Origin of the sequence: Leeuwenhoekiella sp. LLG6367-2.1 (assembly GCF_045055775.1) — a bacterium.
In the GTDB taxonomy this organism is placed as follows: Bacteria; Bacteroidota; Bacteroidia; order Flavobacteriales; family Flavobacteriaceae; genus Leeuwenhoekiella; species Leeuwenhoekiella aequorea.
Window position 1 is genome coordinate 49,347 of record NZ_CP159331.1, and the last position, 22,494, is coordinate 71,840.

Here is a 22,494-nt window from a genome sequence, read left to right on the forward strand (position 1 = left end):
AATTTAAAAAAACATACATAATTGAAAAAAATTGATTTCCATATTCACACCGTTCAATCTGTAAGCGACAGACATTTTGAATTTGACATAGAATCACTTCAGGAGTATGTAAATCTTCTTAAAATTGATTGTATAGCTATTACTAATCATAATTTGTTTGACAAAATCCAATTTCAAGAAATATGTAAAAAACTTGAAATTAAAGTTTTTCCTGGAATCGAAATTGATTTAGAAGGAGGTCATTTATTATTAATATCTGAAAATGATATTCTTGATGATTTTGCTATAAAATGCCAAAAAGTAAAAGACCTTATTCCTACCAAAGATGATTCTATAAATTATGAGCAATTAATTGATATTTTTCCTAATCTCAATGATTACCTTTTAATTCCTCACTACGATAAAAAGCCAAATATTAAACCAATCACCTTAAAAAAATTAGGAGATAACATCATTGCAGGAGAAGTAACTAGTTTAAGAAAATTTAAAACTTGTATAAAAGAGGCTGATAAACTTACACCTCTAATTTTTAGTGATTGTAGGTTTGTTGAAAATATGTCTTCATATCCAACAAGACAAACTTATGTTGATGTTGAAGAGACAACATTAAATGCTATAAAAGGTTGTTTATATGATAAAACTAAAGTCTTTCTTTCAGAAGAAGATGGAAATGACTTTTTTCAAGCGACTGATGATGGAATTATGTTGTCAACAAGTTTAAATGTAATCGTTGGAGGTCGTTCTTCTGGTAAAACATATACACTCGACAAGATTTGCGAAAATTTTGATAACGTAAAATATTTAAGACAATTTTCTTTACTACAAAATGACAAAGAGAATTTCAAAAAATTAGTTACAACAAGACACAGTTTAGTTACGGAAAATTATCTCAAAGAATTTAAAGATGTTGTTTTAGACGTAAATGAAATAGATTTAAAATCTAATGAAATTTCGCTCGACAAATATTTAATTTCTCTAAAAAAATATGCTTCTGAAGCTAATAATTTAGATACATTTTCAAAATGTAAATTGTATAATGAAACGAAATTCACACTTGATAGTTTAGAAAATCTTAAAAAGTTAATATCTGCTACAGAAACTTTACTTGAAACCAACGAGTATAAAGATATAGTAAATAAGCACGCAACAGATATTAGTTTAAAGAATTTAGCTATTGAACTAATTCAAAAGTACAATGAACTTTATGAGCAAAATCTAAAAAAAGATTGGACAAATAATTTAATAGAATCTATAAAAGATAGTTTGAAATTTCGCTCAACAACAACATCTATTGAGGAAGTTGATTTTTCAAAAATTCAATCAGAGAAAATTAAAGTTGAAAAGTTTATTAAGTTGGTTAAAAATGTCCAATCTGAAAAAATTATTGATAGTAAAGAAATACGAGGTTTTAAAGTTTTAGCAAAAACGAAAAAATATACAGGAGCTGGACAATTAAAAAAGAAAAGTAAAACCAATTTACGTTTTAGTGATGCGTTCAATAATTACGAGAATCCATATAAATTTTTAATTTCTCTTCAAAACGTAGGAATCGAAGAAACTGAATTCTATAAATATTTTGTAGATATCGATTACAGAACATTAAATAAACACGGCTATGAAGTTTCAGGTGGAGAACGTTCTGAATTTAATTTACTTCACGAAATAAGTGATGCATTAAAGCACGATTTGTTATTGATTGACGAGCCAGAATCTTCTTTTGATAATATTTTTCTTAAAAGCGAGGTAAACGAATTAATTAAAGAAATATCAAAGGAAATTACAGTAATTGTTGTTACTCACAATAGTACTATCGGAGCATCAATAAATCCTAATCACCTTGTATTTACGCAAAAAACTGTTAATGCAGGAAATGTTGATTACAAAGTGTTTTTTGGTCATCCAACTAGCAAAATATTAAAAAGTGTTGGTGGAGAAACAATTAAAAACTTAGATGTACTTCTAAACTGTTTAGAAGCAGGAGAAGATGCTTATAACCAAAGAAATATAACGAATTATGAAATTCTTAAAGATTAATAATAACCAAGCCTTTTTCCTAAAAGATAAAGCGGAACCGGAAAATTGGACTGAAATTGACAAAATAGAAAAAGAAGATTTAATGAAACTTCTAGATTTCGCAATTGAAGAAGATTTTGAAATGGACGTTTATGATGAAAATAATTTGGCGAATAAAGCACATCAAATAATCTACAAAGGTATTTATGAAAAGCTTAATACGTTCTTAAATAATAAAGACCGTTTTAAAGACGAAACAGAAGCAATTTATAAAGAAGCTTTGGAAAAATATCAATAAAAAAACTACCGCCAACACCGTATAAAATTAATGGCTAGTTCTCGCCTACTTCTGAAAATCCTGGATTTTCGGTTGGTACGAACTTTAAATTTTGTATTATTCACCATAATTACACCTAGCTGAAATCCTTGTAAACAATTTAACAAAAACGAGAAAACGAAATAATAATGGCAAAATTTTTGAACACGACAGGTGTTTCATATCATTTAGAAGAACTAATAAAAACAACAAAAGACAGACTTATTTTGATTAGTCCATATCTTCAATTTCATAAAAGAGTAAAAGATAATTTGGAAAATCTAAATATTCAAAAAAGAGATATACGAATTATATACAGAGAGAATAAATTACAGGTTGAGGAAAGTAATTGGTTAGAAAGTCAAATTGGAATAAGAACAAGTCTTTGTAATTCTCTTCACGCAAAATGTTATCTAAATGAGAACGAAGCAATTGTAACTTCAATGAATTTATATTCATTCTCGCAGCAGAATAATGACGAAATGGGAATTCACGTTACAAAAGAAAAAGACGCTGAATTATATAATGACATATATGATGAAGTTCAAAGATTGTTGACCATTAGCGAGGAAATAAGAGTATCTGTCAAAAAAGTCGATAAGGAAATAGAAAAGAAAACTGAAAGCACAATAAAGAAAGTTCAGGAAAGTAAAGATCACTCCAAATCTAAGTTATTAACAACCAAGGAGTTATCTAATTTAACTGGATTAAGTAGTCGAAAAGTTAATAAGTTGTTTACAGACAATGAACTAATGTATAAAAAAGAGGATAATTGGATAACAACAAAACGCGGTAAAGAAACTGGTGGAATTGAGAAAAACGGACAATATGGGCAATTTGTTATTTGGCCAGAAGATATTGCGAAACATATAACCGAATAAAAAAACTATGCAAATGGCTTTGAGTAATTGCTAGTTCTAATCTACCACTAGAGTTAAATGCTAACTCGCGCAACTAATCATAGCCGTGACCGTTGAAATCAATGTAACCAAATTCTAAATGAAGAAAAACCCAAAAATATTTTCAATTTCAATCACATTAGTTATATCTGCGATTTTAGGATATATAGCAATTGGAGTTTTTAAAGAATATGGTTGGACAGTATTTCTTATTATTCCATTCTTAATTGGATTTCTTCCACCTTTTATTAAAGGAAAGTTATCGGAAATAAATAAAAGAGATAGTTATAAATTAAGTTTTCTAACACTGGGAATTGTTTTAATTGGACTTTTAATTTTTGCAATTGAAGGAATGATTTGTATTGCAATGTCTTTACCATTAATCGCTTTATCAGTTTGGCTTGGCTCTTATTTAGGATTTAAAGCAAACTCTGGAAAGTGGATAAATCCGACAAATACAACAATTGGACTTTTAATCATTTGTTTGAGTTCAATGAGTTTCGACTATGTAAATGAGCCTGAAAATTTAATTCCTGTTAAAACGAAAGTTATTGTTAACTCAAATATTGAGAATGTTTGGAAAAACGTTGTGACTTTTGACAAAATAGATGCACCTAATGAATGGATATTTAAAACTGGGATTTCATATCCTACTGACGCAACAATCAAAGGAACTGGAATTGGAGCAATAAGGTATTGTAATTTTACAACTGGTAGTTTTGTAGAGCCAATCACTACTTGGAACGAACCGAATTTATTACAATTTGACGTAAACGAACAACCAATTCCAATGAATGAATTTAATCCATTTTGGGATATTCATCCACCACATTTAAATGGTTATTTCAAGTCATATAAAGGACAATTTAAACTGACCAAAATTGGCGAAAACAAAACGGAACTAGAAGGAACGACTTGGTACAAAGTAGATATTACACCAGAAATTTACTGGAAAACTTGGTCTAACTTTATAATTCACAGAATACATGAACGAGTATTGAATCATATAAAAATAGAATCTGAAAATAAATAATATTTCAAAACCATATAAGTAATTGCTAGTTCTCGCCTACTGTATGAATTTAATGCTAACTCTCGCAACTCACATTATTATTCGTGATGTAATCCAGAGTATCGACAAACAATATATTGAATGAAAAAAACAATCCTAATCGCACTATTTCTAGTTATTGGAATTAAAATTAATGCTCAGGAATTAGCGTGTTCAGATTTTAAAAATGGAAATTTCTATGTTCCAGCAGATAAGGAAACTTTACTGCCCTATAAAATAATTCGAAATGGAAATCACCAAACTGAAATAGTTGAAGACCCAGAAAATATTCTTGGAGCAGATTTTAATAAAATTGCTTACGAGATTATTGAATGGATAGATGACTGTACATATCGACTCAAGTTTGACGATTCAAAAATGGAGTTAACCGAATATCAGAAGTTTTTGAATGACAATATTGGGATTTTAAATGAATTGGTAAAAATAGTAGGAAAATGTTTTTATTTTAAATCCACATTAAGTGTCAATGGAGAAACGCATCAAATGACGGGGAAAATATGTAAAGAATAAGACTGTATCTAATTATCAGAAATTCTTGAAGAATACGATACGCTTAAAGGAAGTCAAAAAAATATTATTTACATACTCCAGAAATATAATAATTTTGAAGCCAAACGCTATTTATACCGCAGACCACCGAGTATAAAACTGAAAAGAAATTATAAAAATGTATAAGAGAGAAATATACTGGATACTAGGAACATTAGGCAGTGTACTAATTTTGATATATTCAATTTTTGGAGTTGATGGTTTACAAAATGAAGCCGTTACTACTATTAATAGTTACGACACCTATTATGTAATTGCTAATATTTACCTTATTTGTGCACTGGTAACATTTATTTTCTTCGTTGTTTACCTAATCCGGATGCTGCTTAATAATTTTAAAAATGCAACTGTAAACAGCATCTTTATGATTTCAGATATAGTGCTAATTATAATCTTCACATTTCTTATTTCCTGGGTTAATTCAATAAGTTCGATCTCTACTACCTCATATTCACCTTCAGCTGGCGCAATTGACGAAAATACCGGAAATCTGTGGCATACCGTTGAGTACAGCTTAATAAGCACCCAACTTATTTTAATAATTCTCCTTGCTGTAAGTGGTGTGAAAACTGGATTACATCGTAAACAAAAGGAATAAAAATACAAGACCCAACCAGGGTTAATTGTTAATTGACATCCACTTTTGGTAAACCTTTAGGATTTGCCTTTTGTATTATTTGGTAAATTAGTTAACCAACTAAAGCACAACTTATATACAATAACGTTATGTGATTGCGTAATGCAAAACAGAGTATGATATATATCACCAGGTTTAATTTTGATGTTAGCACTATGGATTCAACAACTACATTAAGTTGTATAAACTGTAACAAAGCCGTACAGGATGCACTTTATAACACAGAGTTTCTTCCCAATCTATTTAAAATTATTAGCGGCTTCCTTATACTGGGAATTATTGTAATGGTGTTTTCCTACTTTTCCTTTAAACACTATAAAAAACGTTCCAGCCTTAATCCAGATAAATTATTTTTAAATCCGGTTCCATTAACCACTACTTCAATAATCCTCGGCATTGGGATTGGTGGTTTTATAGATGGCATTTTCCTGCATCAGATTTTGCAATGGCACGGTATGGTTTCAAATAAACTACCTATAGATACTATTGTAGGCAAATCGGTTAACATGTTTTGGGACGGAATTTTTCACGTGGTAACGCTTTTAGCAGTTGTAGTTGGTATTGCCTCTTTAGTAAGATTGCTAAAAAGAAAGAATATCAACCCATCTCCCAAATTGGTCTGGGGCGGATTGTTTGCCGGCTGGGGAATCTTCAACTTGGTAGAAGGCCTTATTCATCACCACCTCCTTAAATTTCATAATGTAAATGAGTTTTCAATGCAGCAAGATCTATGGAATTATGGATTTCTAGCTAGCGGTGTTCTCTGCATAACAATCGGTTTTGTGTTTATTTACAATCGTTCTTATTACACCACACGACTAGAAGAATAACAAATCTGTCTTATTTTGTTTAGTGAGCTCCTGGTTATTTTCGGTAGCTTTATCATTCATCTAAAAATGATAGTATGTCGCTAGAAAATAAAGTTATTCTTATCACAGGAGCATCACGCGGAATAGGTCGCGAAGTAGCAATTTTACTCAGTGAAAATGGTGCTAAAGTTGTCGTGAATTATTCAAGTAGTGAAGAGGAAGCAAATAAAACTGTTGCGCATATCACAAATCATGGAGGCAGCGCCATAGCTGTAAAAGCCGATGTGAGCCGGAGAGATCAGGTGACCATGCTATTTGATAAGACCCTAGCAGAATTCGGTAAACTAGACGTTTTGATAAATAATGCCGGGATTATGGATAATAAATTTCTGAAAGACCATACACAAGATGATTTTTCAAAAGTTTTTGAAATTAATGTACGCGGCGTTTTTAATACACTTCAGGAAGCTCACACGAAGCTCGCTGATAATGGAATAATTATTAATTTTTCATCGAGCACCACAAAATTAATGCTTCCTAAATATGCCTTATACTCGAGTACCAAAGCGGCTATTGAGCAGATGACACGCGTATTTTCTAATGAAATTGGAAGAGGTATTTCTGTAAATGCAATTGCTCCAGGACCTACAGCTACAGAACTATTTAATAAAGGAAAGTCACAGGAAACTATTGATCAGCTTAGTTCAAAAAGTGTTTTTAATAGAATTGCCGAACCTTTAGATATTGCTAAAGTTGTTCTTTTCCTTGCAAATGAGGATTCTAAATGGATTTCAGGACAGGTTATTTACGCAAATGGCGCTATGATATAAATGCCAAATTTCTCTTCTGAAAATTTAGAGGAGGTTTATCATATTTGAAAAACGGGTTTTATGAAAACAATTTTCTTAGTTGCTTCCCTCCTTTTTGCTTCACAAGTCGATTGTCAAATTTCCTATTCGGGGAAAATAGGTAAGTCACCTATCAAGCTCGTTCTACATCAATATTCCGATGGAGATTCGCGTGCCTTTTACGCGTATGATAACTATGATACCCCCATTAACATCGATGGATATTTAGATAAGGGTGATTTAAAACTTTTTGAAAACGATAGTTTAGGTACTACAGCAGCTACATTGACTTTCAGAAATTACAAAACTTCTAGAAAGAACCTCATTGGTGATTGGATCAATGCAGATCATTCTAAACATTATAAAATTTTTCTGAAAAAAGATTTTAGTATAGATCCTGGAGCAGATATTCAATGGTCTTCGAGAGAATTAATTCAGCCCATAACTACAGCAGACCATTATTTTAAATTAGTTACGCAGAAAGAGAAAAACCAATTCTACGCGCGCATTATAGCAGTAAAAGTTTTTCAAAAGCGCACCGATAAATTAATTCAAACCCTTAGTCTGGATTGTCAATTACTCGGAATAGATAACTTGCAAGTTGGAGATTATAATTTTGACGGGTTGCAAGATTTTTCAGTATTTGAAGCCAGTTATGCCGGAGCGAATACTTCCAGAATTTTCATTCTTAGAAATCCCAACTCAGAAACGTACAGCATCAGCAACTTTAGTGGTACGTCCTTAGAATTTGACCCTGAATTAAAACGGATCTATGAGCATAATCAATGCTGCGCAGGCACAAGCATAATTAATTCGACTTACAAAGTGGTAGATAACGTTATGGTGCTTCTAGATACTAATTGTCTTCAATATGATGAAACTACAGAAGAATACATCGAGGTAGATTGTGAGTAAGTTCTACCCTCATTAATCTCGGTATATAATTCATCCTGCAAACAAGTTAACTCAACAACTTCAATTGTAAATTTTAGCCATAAAAAAACCCGATGCAAATGCATCGGGTTTTTGAGTATTAATAACCAGAGAAACTCTGGAGGTATTTAATTTTAAGGTTACAAATTACTTAACCTCTTCAAAATCTACATCTTCTACATCACTTGCAGAAGAACCATCAGCGCTGTCTCCAGCTGGTTGACCTGCATCAGGACCTGGTTGTGCACCACCTTCAGCCTGAGCTTTGTAAATCTCTTCAGAAGCAGACTTCCAGATCTCGTTTAGATTATCTAAAGCAGGAGTTACTTGCTCTAATTCACCAGTTGCGTGCGCTTTTTTCAAGTCTTCTAAAGCACCTTCGATTTTGGTTTTATTATCAGCAGATAATTTATCACCAGAATCTTTCAACAATTTCTCAGTTTGGAAAACCATCTGGTCTGCCTCGTTAAGTTTGTCTACTTTTTCTTTAGCTTTCTTATCAGACTCTGCATTTGCTTCAGCATCTGCTTTCATCTTTTTAATTTCCTCTTCTGTAAGTCCTGAAGAAGCTTCGATACGAATATCTTGTTTCTTACCAGTTGCTTTATCTTCTGCACTTACTTTAATGATACCGTTAGCATCAATATCAAAGATAACTTCGATTTGAGGAGTACCTCTTTGTGCTGGTGGAATACCATCTAAGTGAAAACGACCTATAGTCTTGTTATCATTTGCCATTGGGCGCTCTCCTTGCAATACGTGAATCTCAACACTTGGTTGATTGTCTGCAGCAGTAGAGAATACTTGTGACTTCTTAGTAGGGATAGTTGTATTAGACTCAATTAATTTTGTCATAACACCACCCATAGTTTCAATACCTAAAGAAAGTGGAGTTACATCTAATAAAAGTACATCCTTAACGTCACCAGTTAATACACCACCTTGTATAGCAGCACCTACAGCAACAACCTCATCAGGGTTTACACCTTTACTTGGTTTCTTTCCGAAGAACTTCTCAACAGCCTCCTGTACAGCAGGAATACGTGTAGAACCACCTACTAAGATAATCTCATCGATGTCACTCTTAGAAAGACCTGCAGCTTTAAGAGCAGTCTCACAAGGAGCAATAGTTCTTTTTACTAAATCGTCTATTAACTGCTCATACTTAGAACGTGTTAATGTGCGTACTAAATGCTTAGGTCCACTAGCAGTAGCTGTTACATATGGCAAGTTAATTTCTGTTTGGTTTGAAGAAGAAAGCTCAATTTTTGCTTTCTCAGCAGCTTCTTTTAAACGCTGAAGTGCCATTGGGTCTTTACGAAGATCCATATCTTCTTCAGACTTAAACTCTTCTGCTAACCAGTTGATGATTTTGCTATCAACATCATCACCACCTAAATGCGTATCACCATCTGTTGCAAGTACTTCAAATACACCGTCACCTAACTCTAAGATAGAAACGTCATGCGTACCACCACCAAAGTCAAATACTACGATCTTTTGATCTGTACTTTTCTTGTCAAGACCGTAAGCTAATGCAGCAGCCGTAGGCTCGTTAATTATACGCTCTACTTTAAGACCAGCGATCTCACCAGCTTCTTTTGTAGCTTGACGCTGAGAATCATTAAAGTATGCAGGTACTGTAATAACAGCTCCAGTCACTTCGTGACCTAAATAGTCTTCTGCAGTTTTCTTCATTTTTTGAAGAATCATTGCAGATAATTCTTGTGGAGTATAAAGACGACCGTCAATATCAACACGTGGAGTATCGTTATCACCTTTCTTTACGCCATAAGCAACATTCTCTAATTCTCTATTAGACTCAGAAAATTTGTTACCCATAAAACGCTTAATAGAAGATATCGTTTTGGTTGGGTTAGTAACAGCTTGTCTTTTTGCAGGGTCACCTACTTTGATTTCACCGCCTTCAACAAATGCTATCACAGAAGGAGTTGTTCTTTTACCTTCTGCATTAGGTATAACAACAGGCTCGTTACCTTCCATCACGGCAACACAGGAGTTTGTTGTACCTAAATCAATTCCTATGATCTTACTCATTATATATAATTTTAAGTGTTATTAATTTTATTCAGGCTGTTAAAGTCAATCTTTGTGCCACTAGATTAACACTGTCAACCTGTCATAATTTTATTTAGGGCAAGACAGTAATTTTGCCAAACCGCGCATTACTGTCGGGCTATACATTGCAATCTGTCGCAAAAAGAGCGACAGGATTTACATTGCTATCCCTCTTGCAGTTATTAATTACTTCTAACCTACATTTGTAAACAAGGCAACAATTAGCATTATTCAAAAATCTTAATGACCGCAAAAACTAAAATTTTTACTAGAAGTCTCGTTCTCCTTTTTGGTATTTATATCCTTCTTGGTCTCCTTCGATTGCTGCTTGTCAAACTGTATCCGCAATTTTCTGAAACCGACTATCAACAGAGCCAACTTCAGAATTTACTGCAATCAAATCCTTTGCGCGCCGGTATTATGATTATTCTCGTTGCACCGGTTATTGAAGAGCTTATGTTTAGAACCTTAATTAAGCCTTCTCATACAGATCTGGTACTTTTTATTGCAGCCTGGCCGGTTTTTATTGCTGCAACCTACATCCCTCCAGATGTGCATTGGTTTTTTAAAGTAAGTTTTCTGGCCGTAGTTCTGGCGTGTCTCACTTATATAGGTACTCAATTAATAAACCCATTTAAAGCAAGACATCTGCGTAGCAAAATTTCAAGCTGGTATATTCCTATTTGGATTTTGACCTCAATTCTTTTTGGACTTGTTCATATTACCAATTATGTAGAGACCTTTACCCTCAATGTTCCGCTATTCTTATTAATCGTGCCCCGCATCGTCGCAGGCTTCATTTTTGGATATATAAAGATTAAAAACAAACATCTGGGCTGGTCGATCGCCATGCACAGTATGAATAATGCAATCCCAATCTCGATGTTGCTTTTAGCTCACTAAGCCTGCTAGCTAAGACCAGTTAGAATCAATTGCGAGTAATTCTGACCATTGCGTGGTGTATCTGGGGCTACGGTCTTTTTTTATAAGCTCCCACTTTTCTTGCCGGTTTCCTACAAGACCGGAGTTTACTGTAGATTTACCATACTTCTGATTGAGCTTATCTACAGTTTGCATAAGCGCAGACCGCTCTTCGGGATTTACCGATTCAAACATATTCATCTGTACAAATTCTTGCGGTATGAGTCCGCTAAGATTTACTCCTACCTTCTTATACCTATAACCAGACTTATAAATAGTTCGTAATGCTTTAGTAGCCTCACGGGTTAGAATAAAAGTATCGTTTGTGGCAGTTGCTAAGGTTACCGTTATGCTATTTGAATATTGCGCATCCCGGTCACTATGATAATTGGTTTGTAAAAAAACCTGTATAAATTGAGCACAGGAGTTCTGTTTCCGCAGTACTTCGCTTACTTCACTTATATAATACGCACAAGCTTCTTCTATAAGTCCCAGATCGGTAAGTTTATTACCAAACGATTTTGCAGTACCTATTGCTTTTTTGGCTTTCGGAAGCATTTCTAAACTTAGACAGGGTTCTCCTCGCAATTCTCGCCAAATACGCTCCCCTACTACCGTCATATTTTTACGCACCCACTCAAGGGATACTTCGTAGGCGAACTGGTGAGCAGTAAAAATGCCTCGGTTATTTAATCTTTGGCAATGTTTTTTACCTATTCCCCACACGTCTTTAATCTCGGCATCTTTTAAAGCCTGCGTGCAGGCTTCAGGTGTTTCTAGAACACATACATGCTTATAATGAGCTATTTTTTTTGACATACGGTTTGCCAACTTTGCTAACACTTTTGTAGGCGCGATCCCTACTCCTACCGGTAAACCAGTATTTCTAAATATGGTGTTCTTTATATGATGACCGTGAGCATTTAGGTTCACAAAACGCATATTGGCAAGATCTATAAAAGACTCATCGATACTGTAAATTTCTACTTGCGGTGAAAATTGCTTTAGCGTATTCATCACCCGCTGAGACATCTCTCCGTACAACGTATAATTAGAAGAGAAAAAAGAGACTTCGTGATCTATAAGTAACTGCTTAATCTTAAACACCGGTTCAAACATAGGTATCTGAGTAAGCGCTTTAGCTTCTTTATTCGCTGCAATTACGCACCCGTCATTATTACTCAATACCACCACCGGCTTTCCCCACAAATCAGGTCTAAAAACCTGTTCGCAGGATGCATAAAAACTATTACAATCTACCAGAGCTATCATTACACAGCGTGTATTATATACGTGACTACTCCCCAGAGCACCGTATCAGAATCCTCAAAACTATCTTTTGCTATACGGGCTACCGTAAAATCACCGTCTTTCACAATAACGGCTAACTTCCCGGCAGTAGCGGGTAACGAGCGATCTATAATCAACACATCACGGTTACAAATCATATGTTCCCGCCACCCATCACCTTGAATTCGTATAAAAAAAGTAGCATCCCGATTACGTGTAAGAATGAGATTTAAATCTATTGTACTTTCCAGATAATGCGTCGCCGGACTCGGAAACCCAGTTTGTTCAGAACTCCCGGCTTTATGTGTTTTATCGGGCCGCTTAATTTTATGTATACTTTCAAATTCCATAGATCGCAAAATTATGGAATATTTCCAATAAATTGGATTTAATCCGTGTTAATTAAGTTGGTCGAACTAAACTTTTAAGCTCTTCTAAAAATTATATATTTAGCCCAAATTTCAGGTATGCGTAAAATTGAGAGTATCAGCGTTTTCGACATGTTAAAAATAGGTGTGGGACCATCGAGTTCGCACACATTAGGTCCTTGGCGCGCTGCTTTGAGATGGATTGAAAAATTAAAACAGAAAAATAAATTTGATAATGTAGTACAAATCACGGTTGAATTATATGGATCGTTAACCCTAACCGGTAAGGGTCACGCGACAGATATCGCTGTACTTTTAGGTCTGGAAGGTTTAGATCCTAAAACGTTTCCTATTGCTGAAATCAATACGGTAATTGATCGTATCACTACAACGGGACAAATTCAATTTAATAGAGAACGCACCCTTAATTTTAGCCCCGATAGCGGAATTATTTTCAATAGAAAATTTAAAGAGTTTCATCCTAATGGTATAACCTTTAGAGCCTTATTAGCATCAGGAAAGAAAACATCTGATACCTTTTATTCTATAGGTGGCGGATTTGTGGTGCAAGAAGAACGTAAACGTTCAAAAATTAAGCAGGAGCAACTTAAGCAGTTTCCGTTTCCTGTAGAAAGTGGTCTCGAGCTACTTGCTTATTGCAAAGCCGAAAACAAAAAGATATCCGAGATCGTTTGGGAAAATGAAAAGTCGCTTGCCAGCGAAGAGCAAATTAACGAGGGATTACAAAAAATCTGGGAAGTTATGCTCGACTCCATGTACACCGGTTGCCATACCGAAGGTATCTTACCGGGCGGACTCAATGTACGTCGAAGAGCTTTTGATACACACAAGACCTTAATTGGAGAAAGCCAATACGCTAACGCTGATGAATGGATTGAGTGCATACGCGGTACAGAAGTAAAATTTAGACAAATTCTTAAATGGGTTTCTTGTTTTGCACTGGCAGTAAATGAGGTAAATGCCTCTTTAGGTCGCGTGGTTACAGCGCCTACAAATGGTAGCGCCGGTGTAATCCCGGCGGTGATGATGTATTATCTGGTAATCGAAAATCACGATGCAGATTTTGAAGATGTCAAGCAGTTTATGCTTGTGGCTGCAGAAATAGGCAGTCTATTTAAAAAAGGTGCAACTATCTCTGCCGCTATGGGAGGCTGCCAGGCAGAAATAGGAGTTTCTAGCGCAATGGCTGCGGGAGCACTCACCGAGCTAATGGGAGGTTCTCCAGAACAGGTTTTGATGGCTAGCGAGATTGCTATGGAACATCATCTGGGATTAACTTGTGATCCCATAGGCGGTCTGGTACAAATACCCTGTATTGAGCGCAACGCTATGGGAGCAATTAAAGCGATCAACGCTTGTGAAATGGCATTAGATACAGATGCTAAAAATGCTAAAGTGCCCCTTGATAAAGTGATAGAAACAATGTGGCAAACAGCAAAAGATATGAATTCTAAGTATAAGGAAACAAGTGAAGGCGGTCTGGCGGTAAACGTTGCTCTTAGCGATTGCTAACGCAATTCTAATCGTTTTAATAATTGACGTACTTCTTTTGTCTCGGCATAATCTGTGACCGATCTACTCGATAGGGTTTCTGCCTCGGGGAGAGCTCCGTTTTCTATAAGTTTCTTTATAAGAATCTCATTAGACATTCCGGCTTTGACAGCCCAGTGCAGTGGAGTTTCCCCAATCTTATTTTTAGCATTTATATTAATCCCTGATGCAATTAGCAAATCAAGCAGATTTTCATCTCCCGAATCGTAGCGGTAGCTAATAATATGTAATAAGGTATTGCCCTCCACATCGGTAATACTTGCGGGTAAATTTTGTTTAAGTAATACAGGGATAGCATCATTAAAATGAGACTTTGCCGCTTCCATTAAATCAGACTCCTGTACAGCGGCACCTCGGCGTAATGCGATTTGTAAGGCATTTTTATTTTTATATTGAAAAGCGGCTTTAAATGCAAAATCGGGATTGGCGAGCCTTTCTATTAAGAAGTCTGCAGCTACATTCATATCTTTTTCAATTGTTTTTGAAAGGAGACGTTCACTTAAAACAGAAGGTTCAGCCTGCTCTAATAATTGAGCAACTATGCGCTCATTGTCTAATGCAATAGCTAGTTCTAGGTTTTCTTTGCTAACCCTTACTTCTTGTTTAAGGGCATCCTCAATAATCTCCGGACTCTGCAACTTAATTAAATCTGTAAGTACCAGATTTAAGTCAACCTGCTTTGTAGCTAATAACAGTGCTACAAGCTCCTTGGTTTTAGCAGCTGCTGCACTTTTTATTAATGAAGCATCTGCAGTATTTACACCTTGACCGATGAGATATTCTAATATTTCTACATTGCCGATATTGACTGCTGCTTCTACAACTGTTTGCGGATTACCGCCTTCAGAAGTTAATAATTGCAACATATCGATATTTTCATTTTTAACGGCCAAATCCATTGAAGTATCTAGCTCTACCTTATGTTCTTTACCTGCTAGTATATACCTCGCAAATTCTAATTTATCTAAGGAAACTGCAGTGGTTAAAGCCAGCTGACTGTCGCCCTTATATTTTTCGATAAGCTCTTTATAAAGCTCAAAATCATTGTTTGATACTGCATATTCAAAAACACTGTCTGCAGCTCCACCTTTTTTCAGACTTAAGCGAATGGCGTCAACATTATTCAGTTTCAGTGCTTGGTTTAAAGCAAATGCTACCGAACCTCCAGAATCTAAAGCCTGCTTAAGTATATTGATATTGTTATTTGATATTGCCGTAGTTAAGACCTCATCTGTAATAGTTACGGCTCCCTGATTTGCAAAATAATCGAATAGTACCTCATCATTAGAAGCAGCAACCACTTCAAAAACTTGAGAAGAATTCTTAGAAACCGCTTTTACCAGATCTAAAATCTGCGGACTATCTGCATCAAGTGCGAGTTTTAATATCTCTGGATTTGCAGAAGCCCCGTAATCAATAAATTTTTTAGTTAGTTCTTCATCCCCATTTGCCACGGCGATTGCTAGCATATTTTCTTCGGCAACAAAACCCTCATAATCTAAAGACATCAAAGCTTTAATCACTTGATAATTATTCAGCTTAGCAGCAAAAGCGACATCATTATTAACCGATTTTGCTCCTGTTCTCAGAAGCGCGTGTATAACTTCGGGCTCTTGATATGCGACGGCTTTATAAATCATATTATTTTTAGGCACCGCTCCACGCTCTAGCAATGCGATTACTTTTTCCTTAGCAAAATAATCGGGATCAAACGCCAAATCCAGATCATCTGTACTTGGGATTACACCAAAATCAAACACCAGATTTAATAAATCTGCAGTTTCAAAATTTTGAATAATTGCTTTTACCACCCCATCGGTTCTGCGAGAAGCTCCTTTGATATACAATTTTTCAAGATTTGCAGTGTCTCCACTTGCAGCCGCTGCAATTAATTCAGAATCTAATGAGTAATTATATCCACTCGCCAGAGATTGAAGATTCTTTTTAGTTTTGACCAATTCGAGGCTATATGCCACATTAAAAACGTCCTTATCAATGGTGGTAATCGTCACCTCTTTATAAACCGGTTTTACAAGTGCCTCTCTAAAATAGGTACGAGCCTCCTCGCTACCCGATACAAATAAGGTTGTTCTGTTGGCTCCTTTTACCAGCTTTTGAGTATCGTCCCAAACGCTTACATAGGCATTTTTCAATTCTTCCGGAGAGATGGTAAATTCAAGAAGCTTATTTACATTTATTTCTTCTTCAGTTAGAAGTGTATTGAGATCAACCCCGTTATAATCGATGAGCGGTGTCGTTTTCATAGGTTCCCCGTGCTCATTAAAACTTCCGAAGAATAAATCGCCTATATAACTTTTAGCATCTTGCTCTTCGGTACCTACCCGCTGTTTGATTAGTTTTCCTATTTTCTGAGTAAACTGAAGCGAATATTTTTTAAAAAACACGGCCGGACGCATTTTTGTTTGCCAGGAAACCGATTTAAGCCTGGAGGTTTCAATTGCTTCTTGCAAACTTTTTCTCTTTAGTTCGATATCTTCTATATCGGGAAAGTTGGTTGCGGTTAATAAGTTCGTTATTTCAACAAATTGTGCGTCTATGACTTGGGCATTTTCAGAATTTACGCTTTGTTCCCAGCGTTCGTCCCACATTTCGGTGGTTGCTCCTCCTTGTGTATAATATTGCGCCGGTGCCAGGTGGATGTATGGATCTGTAATCGCGGTATTTTGTTGCTGTTGCGTAATGGATTTTAAAACGGCAGCTTTAAATTCATTCTCGGTGTATGGTGATTCAACAAAATCCTGCCGACGTATTGCATTTTTACTTATAAATTTTCCGCCATACGTTACCTGTGTGCTGTAATGCGTACCAAATTTAGATATAAAGCCTTGAGGCGAAATATCTCTTCCTAATCTAACTACCGCATCTCTAAACGTTTCAGAAAGAGGTTGGTTAGCCAATTGGCGCTCGTAGACAGGTTTTGTTCTTAAACAGAAAACGATTAAAAAATCTTCTGAAGTTTCTAAGGCATTCGCCGTGTTGTAAACCGAAGAAAATCGGGAAGAAAGTGGTCTTTGCAGGCTATCGGCTTTTAATACTTGCTTTTCAAAGTCGTAGGCAGATGTAATAAACTCATAGTTGAGTTGCGAATTGAGTTTGGTTTTCAGCTTAGATGCGGTAATCTCTTTTGGGTAGTTAAAAATGGCAGAAGTAGTTCCGGAAATAACGGAAACCTTACTATAATCTAAAGGATCCATAAATCGAATATCTACTGAAAATCCAGGAGATAAAAGCGGTCGATTCGAGGTTTCTTGCTGTGCTAAAACCGCCGAAAAACTAATAAAAAATAGAAAATATAAAAAACTGAACTTAATCAAAATCGTACCCTTTTTAGTTGGAGTTAATAAAATTTGATCAAGGGGAGATTATAGCATAAGGGGTTGAAAAGATAGACAATTACTTCATATCAAAAAGAAAAACTAGATACAATCCGTTTTTATTCGAGTATCTACAATATAAATGATTTTCCACATCTTATTTTCCAATACAAGCTGAAAATTATTTGTTCCGCAGTGACTGGGGTTACCATTTATAAAAAAGGTATAAGGCGTCCATACATTTGCCATTAAAGCATCTTCTTTTACGATGTATTCTAAGATTTCTTCTCGGAATTCAATGGTTTTTGGAATTGATGCTATCGATTTAAGAAAATGACTGAAACTAGTTTGGGTAATTACAATTTCTTGCTCTTCGTCACTACTTATAGATTCCATTCTTATAGAATCGTTTACCAGTAGGCGCATTGCTGTGGTATCTTGTCTATGAAATGCTTCAAAAAATTGAATGATTACATCTTTTGGTGTAGCTTGATTTTGAGCAAGTAAGCCATACGGAAAGCTGAGTAAAGCCAATAGCATATACGTTTTAATCATTGTAAAATAAGCTTAGGTAGTTAATACCTTAGTAATTTACTATTTTTACGCGCACAAAAACCGCAACAATGTCTGCAAGTAAAAAAGAATACAAGCGTATTACTGTAAAATCACTAACTGAAATGAAATCTCAGGGTGAGAAAATCGCTATGCTTACCGCTTATGATTACACCATGGCTACTATAGTTGATAGAGCCGGGATCGATGTGATTTTGGTAGGCGATTCTGCCTCTAATGTAATGGCCGGTCACGAGACTACGCTACCTATTACTTTAGACCAAATGATCTATCACGCATCATCTGTAGTACGTGCTATTAAGCGTGCCCTTGTTGTAGTTGATTTGCCTTTTGGGAGTTATCAAAGTGACCCTAAAGAGGCTTTACGTTCTGCAATACGTATAATGAAAGAAAGTGGTGGTCACGCGGTTAAACTAGAAGGTGGTACTGAGATTAAAGAATCGGTTAAACGCATACTTCATGCAGGCATACCGGTAATGGGACACCTGGGCTTAACGCCGCAATCCATATACAAATTTGGCACCTATACAGTACGCGCAAAAGAGGAACAAGAAGCAGAAAAATTAAAACAAGATGCGTTGTTATTAGAGCGTTTAGGTTGTTTTGCTGTAGTATTAGAAAAAGTACCTAATCAACTTGCTCGTGAAGTTGCAGAGAGTCTTACTATCCCGGTGATAGGAATAGGCGCCGGTAATGGTGTTGACGGTCAGGTATTAGTAATGCACGACATGCTGGGAATGAGTCAGGAATTTAGTCCGCGTTTTTTAAGAAGATATCTTGATATGCATACACAAATGACCGGTGCGTTTGAACAATACATTACCGATGTGAAGTCTCTTGATTTCCCTAATGACGAGGAACAATATTAAGCTGAAAAGTCGTCCATAACCAAGTAATAGCTATACCTATTTGAATTCAGAATCTACACACAGCACTAAAGATAATCTTCAGGTAATTTATGAAGACAATCATCTAATCGTGATAAATAAACGTCCCGGAGACATTGTACAGGGAGATAAGACCGGAGATACACCTTTAAGTGATGTAGTAAAAAATTATATAGCTGAAAAATACAATAAACCGGGAGCTGTATATCTGGGCGTTGTACATCGCCTGGACCGGCCAACTAGCGGAATTGTAATTTTTGCGCGTACTTCAAAAGCCTTACCGCGTTTAAACAAATTATTTGCTGAAAAAGAGGCGAAAAAGACTTACTGGGCGGTTGTAAAAAATACACCTCCTAAAGCAGCAGATACACTTATACATTACCTCAAACGTAACCCTAAGCAAAACAAGAGTTATAGTAATGTAAAAGAAGTGCCAGATAGCAAAAAAGGAATATTAGACTATCGCATAATTAAGGAGCTAAATAATTATTTTCTTCTTGAAATAGATTTACATACCGGTCGTCATCATCAAATACGTTCGCAACTGTCAGCTATTGGCTGTCCTATTAAAGGAGATTTAAAATATGGTTTTGATCGCAGTAATCCCGACGGAAGTATTCACCTTCACTCCAGAAAATTGGTTCTCATACACCCGGTAACTAAAGAAGAACTCACGTTTGTCGCTCCTCCTCCTACTGAAGATTCTATTTGGAAAGCCTGTACTGACAATTAGATACGTATTAGCAGTCGTTAAAGTTTAACTGCTTTGGATTTGTTGTTTTTTTTAGCCGTTCTCAAACTTTCAATTACCACTGCACTTAAAATTAGCAATCCGCCAAAGAGTGTTGCAAGCTTCGGGATTTCTCCTAAAAATAGTATTCCTAACAAGATCCCATAAACGGGTTGCACACTACTTATAATACTCGCTGTTGTAATTGAGAAATACCGAAACGTTAGAAGAAACAAGGTATGCCCTACAGCAGTGGTGACGAACGCCAAAGCGATTATAAAAAGTATATTTTCTTGTAAAGCTTCGGTGGTTGTGTCAAGACCCAATGGGATAAGTAGAACACCTACAATGACTACCTGGTACCACATTAATAAGCTTCCGTGGTATTTTGCTACTTGCTTTTTCATTAAAATGTTACGCAACGCATAGGCAAGCGCAGAACCTATTCCAAAAGCAACAGCCTGTGTATATTGATTTTCAAAATCAAGGTCAGGAATTAAAAATGCGATTCCTGCCAATACTAACAGACCTAAAAAAAGATGTATTTTTTGAAAAGGAAGTCGCAATAATAGCGGTTCTAAAATACTGGTGAGTGCTGGATATGTAAAGATTGTCAACATACCTATAGCTACATTACTCAGTTGTAAAGCTTTGAAATACGCGACCCAATGTATCCCCATAAGCAAACCACCTAAAAAAACTTGTAATCGATCTTCTTTATTTATCTGGAGGCTAATACGTTTCCACCTTAAAAATAAATACAAAAATAGACCCGCTAAAAGTGCTCGCCACGCTATAGTAACAACTGGTGGCATAATAACAGCTCTTCCTAAAACCCCACTGGTACTCACCAAGAGCATAGCCAGATTGAGTTGTAAAATATTTTTAATAAATGTATTAGGAGCTGCTGACAAGAAATATGAATTTTTTAGATTTAAATATCAAGTACTTTTTAAGTCACCTTGATGTAATTTAAAGGTAAGTTGTCTCTATAGTATTATCAATGAACTATCTGTTTAAAACCTGGGCCTTTTCTTTGATGATCTCAGCAACTGGACGGTTTTGAATTCTACTGTCTAACCAACTTAGGATGTCAAGATATAAAAAGGCACGTCGTTCATAAGGATCTTCCTCATAAATTTCCAGTCGGTTTCTGAGTTTTATAAATTCATTTTTAATCTCTCCCGGAAACACTTCGCCTAAGTTTCGTAGAAACTTTATCATTTCTTTCTGTACTTCATGAAGATCATCCATCTTAATGAGGAACTTATAGGTGCTCTTCAAAAGCGTTTCCAAATGATAATCCATACCCGCTTCATAATGCGCAACAAGATTTAAAATGCGGGCAAAACACATAAGATCTTCTCGCATTTTAAGAGATTTATTATTGATGATACGGCTTAGGTATTCTATACACTTTTTGTTTTGTCCAGATCCAAAATACAAACTCGCGATTTTATAGTAAAACACCATTATATGGTGTTCATCCATTCGTTGACGAGACTGTTTGAGGTACTTCTCAATTGTGTTAATGAGACCGTCATCTGTAGTAAAATCTCCTACCATAAACTTTAAATTCAGCTTATGCGAATACACGTATAAAAATTCGAGTATTTCTAAATTATCGCTACGCGGAAAGTCTTCATTTGCAAGTCTGTCTTCGAGACCATCAAGGACCTCTTTAAATTTTGTATGATGTTTTAAATAGAATAGAGATTCTAGTAAGTAGTGATTTCCTTTCAGATAAAAAACCGGATTTCTACCTATCATAGAAGGATTTTCTTCAAAAAGCTCTACAAATCGGGTTGCATATTTAAAGCATGAAACAAAATCCTGTACTAAGAAGCTGTACCATAAAAAGGCTTTGTATAGCCATAATTTCTCTCTAAAGCCTAATTTGCTCAAATCATAGTTAGGCATAGCATTACTAAAATAGGCAGCTATCTCCTGGCGTTCTACATCACTACGCACATACCCGGTTTTGAGCATAATACCATACAACTGCAGGGAAAGATTGGAGAGTTTGCTGGTCATTAGATTCTGTACACTTAAATCTTCGGCCTCCTTTGCCAGCTCCTCTGCACGCGTACTCATACTACGCGTAATGTATTGAGTTTCGATTACTTTTTCTAACTCAACGATTTCATACGCTACATTTTTCTCTTCGTTATCAATCGCCATATGTTTAGCTTTCTCCAGTAATTTTAGAGACTGCTGGTACAAACCTTTTTGGTATAAAACAGTGGCAAAGTCCAGTTGTTCTCGTATTTGCACACGTATATTTTGATGTGCCGGACTCAGCCTCAATGAGATAAGAATCTGTTTGTATAAATGTGCTTTAAGGTTAGAGAGTTGTTGCTTTTTTACAATGTTATTCTTGAAAATTTCGGTTTCATCATACGTATTCATCTTATCTAGCAGATTAAATAACTGCAAATATTTTGAATCGGCATTCCCATCGAGACGACCTACATAAAGCTTGAATTGTCTTTTCTCAGACTTCGATAAGGACTTAATAAGCACATAAAGAGAATCTTTTGAATCATTTGCTGTTGTAATGATTTTACGCATAATAATTTGATTTTCAGTAAATTAAATAATCCTAAAATTACTTAAACATCGTAGGGTTTTGATCAAATAGAATATCAAAAGTACCACCATTC

The 22,494-nt window shown here is 35.5% G+C and carries 20 protein-coding genes; 13 read left to right on the top strand and 7 right to left on the bottom strand.

Annotated features, from left to right (window positions below; translation table 11 throughout):
• Nucleotides 1–21: 21 nt before the first annotated feature.
• The 9 genes from ABVM53_RS00250 to ABVM53_RS00290 all read left to right on the top strand — a co-directional run bounded on the left by ABVM53_RS00250 (nucleotide 22) and on the right by ABVM53_RS00290 (nucleotide 8,058).
• On the top strand, nucleotides 22–2,034 hold the full coding sequence (locus ABVM53_RS00250) for a histidinol-phosphatase (RefSeq protein ID WP_405328097.1): 2,013 nt from the start codon (nucleotides 22–24) through the stop codon (nucleotides 2,032–2,034).
• Complete coding sequence (locus ABVM53_RS00255) at nucleotides 2,015–2,311, top strand: hypothetical protein (RefSeq protein ID WP_013994000.1); 297 nt, start codon at nucleotides 2,015–2,017, stop codon at nucleotides 2,309–2,311. Before ABVM53_RS00250 ends, ABVM53_RS00255 begins: the two co-directional genes overlap by 20 nt.
• 167 nt (nucleotides 2,312–2,478) lie before the next feature.
• Nucleotides 2,479–3,210: a phospholipase D family protein gene (locus ABVM53_RS00260; RefSeq protein ID WP_405328101.1), complete on the top strand. Its 732-nt coding sequence runs from the start codon at nucleotides 2,479–2,481 to the stop codon at nucleotides 3,208–3,210.
• 118 nt (nucleotides 3,211–3,328) lie between these two features.
• Nucleotides 3,329–4,261 carry a hypothetical protein gene (locus ABVM53_RS00265; RefSeq protein ID WP_405328104.1) on the top strand — a complete coding sequence of 311 codons (933 nt, stop codon included), beginning with the start codon at nucleotides 3,329–3,331 and terminating at the stop codon, nucleotides 4,259–4,261.
• Between the two features lie 120 nt (nucleotides 4,262–4,381).
• Entirely contained in the window at nucleotides 4,382–4,810 is a 429-nt protein-coding gene (locus ABVM53_RS00270; protein ID WP_405328107.1) for a hypothetical protein, read from the top strand.
• Between the two features lie 157 nt (nucleotides 4,811–4,967).
• On the top strand, nucleotides 4,968–5,447 hold the full coding sequence (locus tag ABVM53_RS00275; RefSeq protein WP_405328109.1) for a hypothetical protein: 480 nt from the start codon (nucleotides 4,968–4,970) through the stop codon (nucleotides 5,445–5,447).
• A gap of 194 nt (nucleotides 5,448–5,641) precedes the next feature.
• Nucleotides 5,642–6,316 carry a DUF2243 domain-containing protein gene (locus ABVM53_RS00280; RefSeq protein WP_405328111.1) on the top strand — a complete coding sequence of 225 codons (675 nt, stop codon included), beginning with the start codon at nucleotides 5,642–5,644 and terminating at the stop codon, nucleotides 6,314–6,316.
• Nucleotides 6,317–6,390: 74 nt separating this feature from the next.
• Entirely contained in the window at nucleotides 6,391–7,125 is a 735-nt protein-coding gene (locus ABVM53_RS00285; protein WP_405328114.1) for an SDR family oxidoreductase, read from the top strand.
• 60 nt (nucleotides 7,126–7,185) lie between these two features.
• The gene (locus tag ABVM53_RS00290; protein WP_405328117.1) at nucleotides 7,186–8,058 is read left to right on the top strand and encodes an XAC2610-related protein; all 873 of its coding nucleotides are present in this window, start codon (nucleotides 7,186–7,188) and stop codon (nucleotides 8,056–8,058) included.
• Nucleotides 8,059–8,223: 165 nt separating this feature from the next.
• On the opposite strand, the gene dnaK is transcribed toward ABVM53_RS00290, so the two are convergent.
• Nucleotides 8,224–10,134 (bottom strand): molecular chaperone DnaK, encoded by a 1,911-nt coding sequence (dnaK, locus tag ABVM53_RS00295; RefSeq protein ID WP_128758552.1) that lies wholly within the window; start codon nucleotides 10,132–10,134, stop codon nucleotides 8,224–8,226.
• Nucleotides 10,135–10,398: 264 nt separating this feature from the next.
• Between dnaK and ABVM53_RS00300 the strand changes: the two genes are divergently transcribed.
• Nucleotides 10,399–11,058, top strand: coding sequence for a CPBP family intramembrane glutamic endopeptidase (locus ABVM53_RS00300; RefSeq protein ID WP_405328120.1), 660 nt, complete (start codon nucleotides 10,399–10,401; stop codon nucleotides 11,056–11,058).
• Between the two features lie 9 nt (nucleotides 11,059–11,067).
• Here the strand turns inward: ABVM53_RS00300 and ABVM53_RS00305 are convergent, their stop codons facing one another.
• Together ABVM53_RS00305 and ABVM53_RS00310 are read right to left on the bottom strand one after the other, a co-directional pair.
• Nucleotides 11,068–12,348, bottom strand: coding sequence for a Y-family DNA polymerase (locus ABVM53_RS00305; protein WP_405328123.1), 1,281 nt, complete (start codon nucleotides 12,346–12,348; stop codon nucleotides 11,068–11,070).
• A complete protein-coding gene (locus tag ABVM53_RS00310; RefSeq protein ID WP_405328126.1) occupies nucleotides 12,348–12,716 on the bottom strand; it encodes a S24 family peptidase in 369 nt (122 codons plus the stop codon). The genes ABVM53_RS00305 and ABVM53_RS00310 overlap by 1 nt, the downstream gene beginning before the upstream one ends.
• A gap of 117 nt (nucleotides 12,717–12,833) precedes the next feature.
• Between ABVM53_RS00310 and ABVM53_RS00315 the strand changes: the two genes are divergently transcribed.
• Nucleotides 12,834–14,267, top strand: a complete 1,434-nt coding sequence (locus tag ABVM53_RS00315; protein WP_405328129.1) for an L-serine ammonia-lyase — start codon at nucleotides 12,834–12,836, stop codon at nucleotides 14,265–14,267.
• Here ABVM53_RS00315 and ABVM53_RS00320 read toward each other — a convergent pair.
• A complete protein-coding gene (locus ABVM53_RS00320; protein WP_405328132.1) occupies nucleotides 14,264–17,521 on the bottom strand; it encodes an ankyrin repeat domain-containing protein in 3,258 nt (1,085 codons plus the stop codon). The genes ABVM53_RS00315 and ABVM53_RS00320 overlap by 4 nt on opposite strands.
• Nucleotides 17,522–17,743: 222 nt before the next feature.
• Nucleotides 17,744–18,196: a nuclear transport factor 2 family protein gene (locus ABVM53_RS00325; RefSeq protein ID WP_405328135.1), complete on the bottom strand. Its 453-nt coding sequence runs from the start codon at nucleotides 18,194–18,196 to the stop codon at nucleotides 17,744–17,746.
• A 68-nt stretch (nucleotides 18,197–18,264) separates the two neighbouring features.
• On the opposite strand from ABVM53_RS00325, the gene panB reads away from it, so the two are divergent.
• Together panB and ABVM53_RS00335 are read left to right on the top strand one after the other, a co-directional pair.
• On the top strand, nucleotides 18,265–19,083 hold the full coding sequence (panB, locus tag ABVM53_RS00330; protein WP_128758559.1) for a 3-methyl-2-oxobutanoate hydroxymethyltransferase: 819 nt from the start codon (nucleotides 18,265–18,267) through the stop codon (nucleotides 19,081–19,083).
• A 40-nt stretch (nucleotides 19,084–19,123) separates the two neighbouring features.
• The gene (locus ABVM53_RS00335) at nucleotides 19,124–19,834 is read left to right on the top strand and encodes an RluA family pseudouridine synthase (RefSeq protein ID WP_405328139.1); all 711 of its coding nucleotides are present in this window, start codon (nucleotides 19,124–19,126) and stop codon (nucleotides 19,832–19,834) included.
• 17 nt (nucleotides 19,835–19,851) lie between these two features.
• Here the strand turns inward: ABVM53_RS00335 and ABVM53_RS00340 are convergent, their stop codons facing one another.
• Nucleotides 19,852–20,745 (bottom strand): DMT family transporter, encoded by an 894-nt coding sequence (locus tag ABVM53_RS00340; protein WP_405328142.1) that lies wholly within the window; start codon nucleotides 20,743–20,745, stop codon nucleotides 19,852–19,854.
• Nucleotides 20,746–20,839: 94 nt separating this feature from the next.
• Complete coding sequence (locus tag ABVM53_RS00345) at nucleotides 20,840–22,402, bottom strand: hypothetical protein (protein ID WP_405328145.1); 1,563 nt, start codon at nucleotides 22,400–22,402, stop codon at nucleotides 20,840–20,842.
• Nucleotides 22,403–22,494 lie beyond the last annotated feature (92 nt).

What these genes read in the sequence shown, in the direction of transcription:
- ABVM53_RS00255 (WP_013994000.1), top strand. Translation starts at nt 2,015, where the DNA reads ATGAAATTCTTAAAGATTAATAATAACCAAGCCTTTTTCCTAAAAGAT.
- ABVM53_RS00260 (WP_405328101.1), top strand. Translation starts at nt 2,479, where the DNA reads ATGGCAAAATTTTTGAACACGACAGGTGTTTCATATCATTTAGAAGAA.
- ABVM53_RS00265 (WP_405328104.1), top strand. Translation starts at nt 3,329, where the DNA reads ATGAAGAAAAACCCAAAAATATTTTCAATTTCAATCACATTAGTTATA.
- ABVM53_RS00270 (WP_405328107.1), top strand. Translation starts at nt 4,382, where the DNA reads ATGAAAAAAACAATCCTAATCGCACTATTTCTAGTTATTGGAATTAAA.
- ABVM53_RS00275 (WP_405328109.1), top strand. Translation starts at nt 4,968, where the DNA reads ATGTATAAGAGAGAAATATACTGGATACTAGGAACATTAGGCAGTGTA.
- ABVM53_RS00280 (WP_405328111.1), top strand. Translation starts at nt 5,642, where the DNA reads ATGGATTCAACAACTACATTAAGTTGTATAAACTGTAACAAAGCCGTA.
- ABVM53_RS00285 (WP_405328114.1), top strand. Translation starts at nt 6,391, where the DNA reads ATGTCGCTAGAAAATAAAGTTATTCTTATCACAGGAGCATCACGCGGA.
- ABVM53_RS00290 (WP_405328117.1), top strand. Translation starts at nt 7,186, where the DNA reads ATGAAAACAATTTTCTTAGTTGCTTCCCTCCTTTTTGCTTCACAAGTC.
- dnaK (WP_128758552.1), bottom strand. Translation starts at nt 10,134, where the DNA reads ATGAGTAAGATCATAGGAATTGATTTAGGTACAACAAACTCCTGTGTT.
- ABVM53_RS00300 (WP_405328120.1), top strand. Translation starts at nt 10,399, where the DNA reads ATGACCGCAAAAACTAAAATTTTTACTAGAAGTCTCGTTCTCCTTTTT.
- ABVM53_RS00305 (WP_405328123.1), bottom strand. Translation starts at nt 12,348, where the DNA reads ATGATAGCTCTGGTAGATTGTAATAGTTTTTATGCATCCTGCGAACAG.
- ABVM53_RS00310 (WP_405328126.1), bottom strand. Translation starts at nt 12,716, where the DNA reads ATGGAATTTGAAAGTATACATAAAATTAAGCGGCCCGATAAAACACAT.
- ABVM53_RS00315 (WP_405328129.1), top strand. Translation starts at nt 12,834, where the DNA reads ATGCGTAAAATTGAGAGTATCAGCGTTTTCGACATGTTAAAAATAGGT.
- ABVM53_RS00320 (WP_405328132.1), bottom strand. Translation starts at nt 17,521, where the DNA reads ATGGATCCTTTAGATTATAGTAAGGTTTCCGTTATTTCCGGAACTACT.
- ABVM53_RS00325 (WP_405328135.1), bottom strand. Translation starts at nt 18,196, where the DNA reads ATGATTAAAACGTATATGCTATTGGCTTTACTCAGCTTTCCGTATGGC.
- panB (WP_128758559.1), top strand. Translation starts at nt 18,265, where the DNA reads ATGTCTGCAAGTAAAAAAGAATACAAGCGTATTACTGTAAAATCACTA.
- ABVM53_RS00345 (WP_405328145.1), bottom strand. Translation starts at nt 22,402, where the DNA reads ATGCGTAAAATCATTACAACAGCAAATGATTCAAAAGATTCTCTTTAT.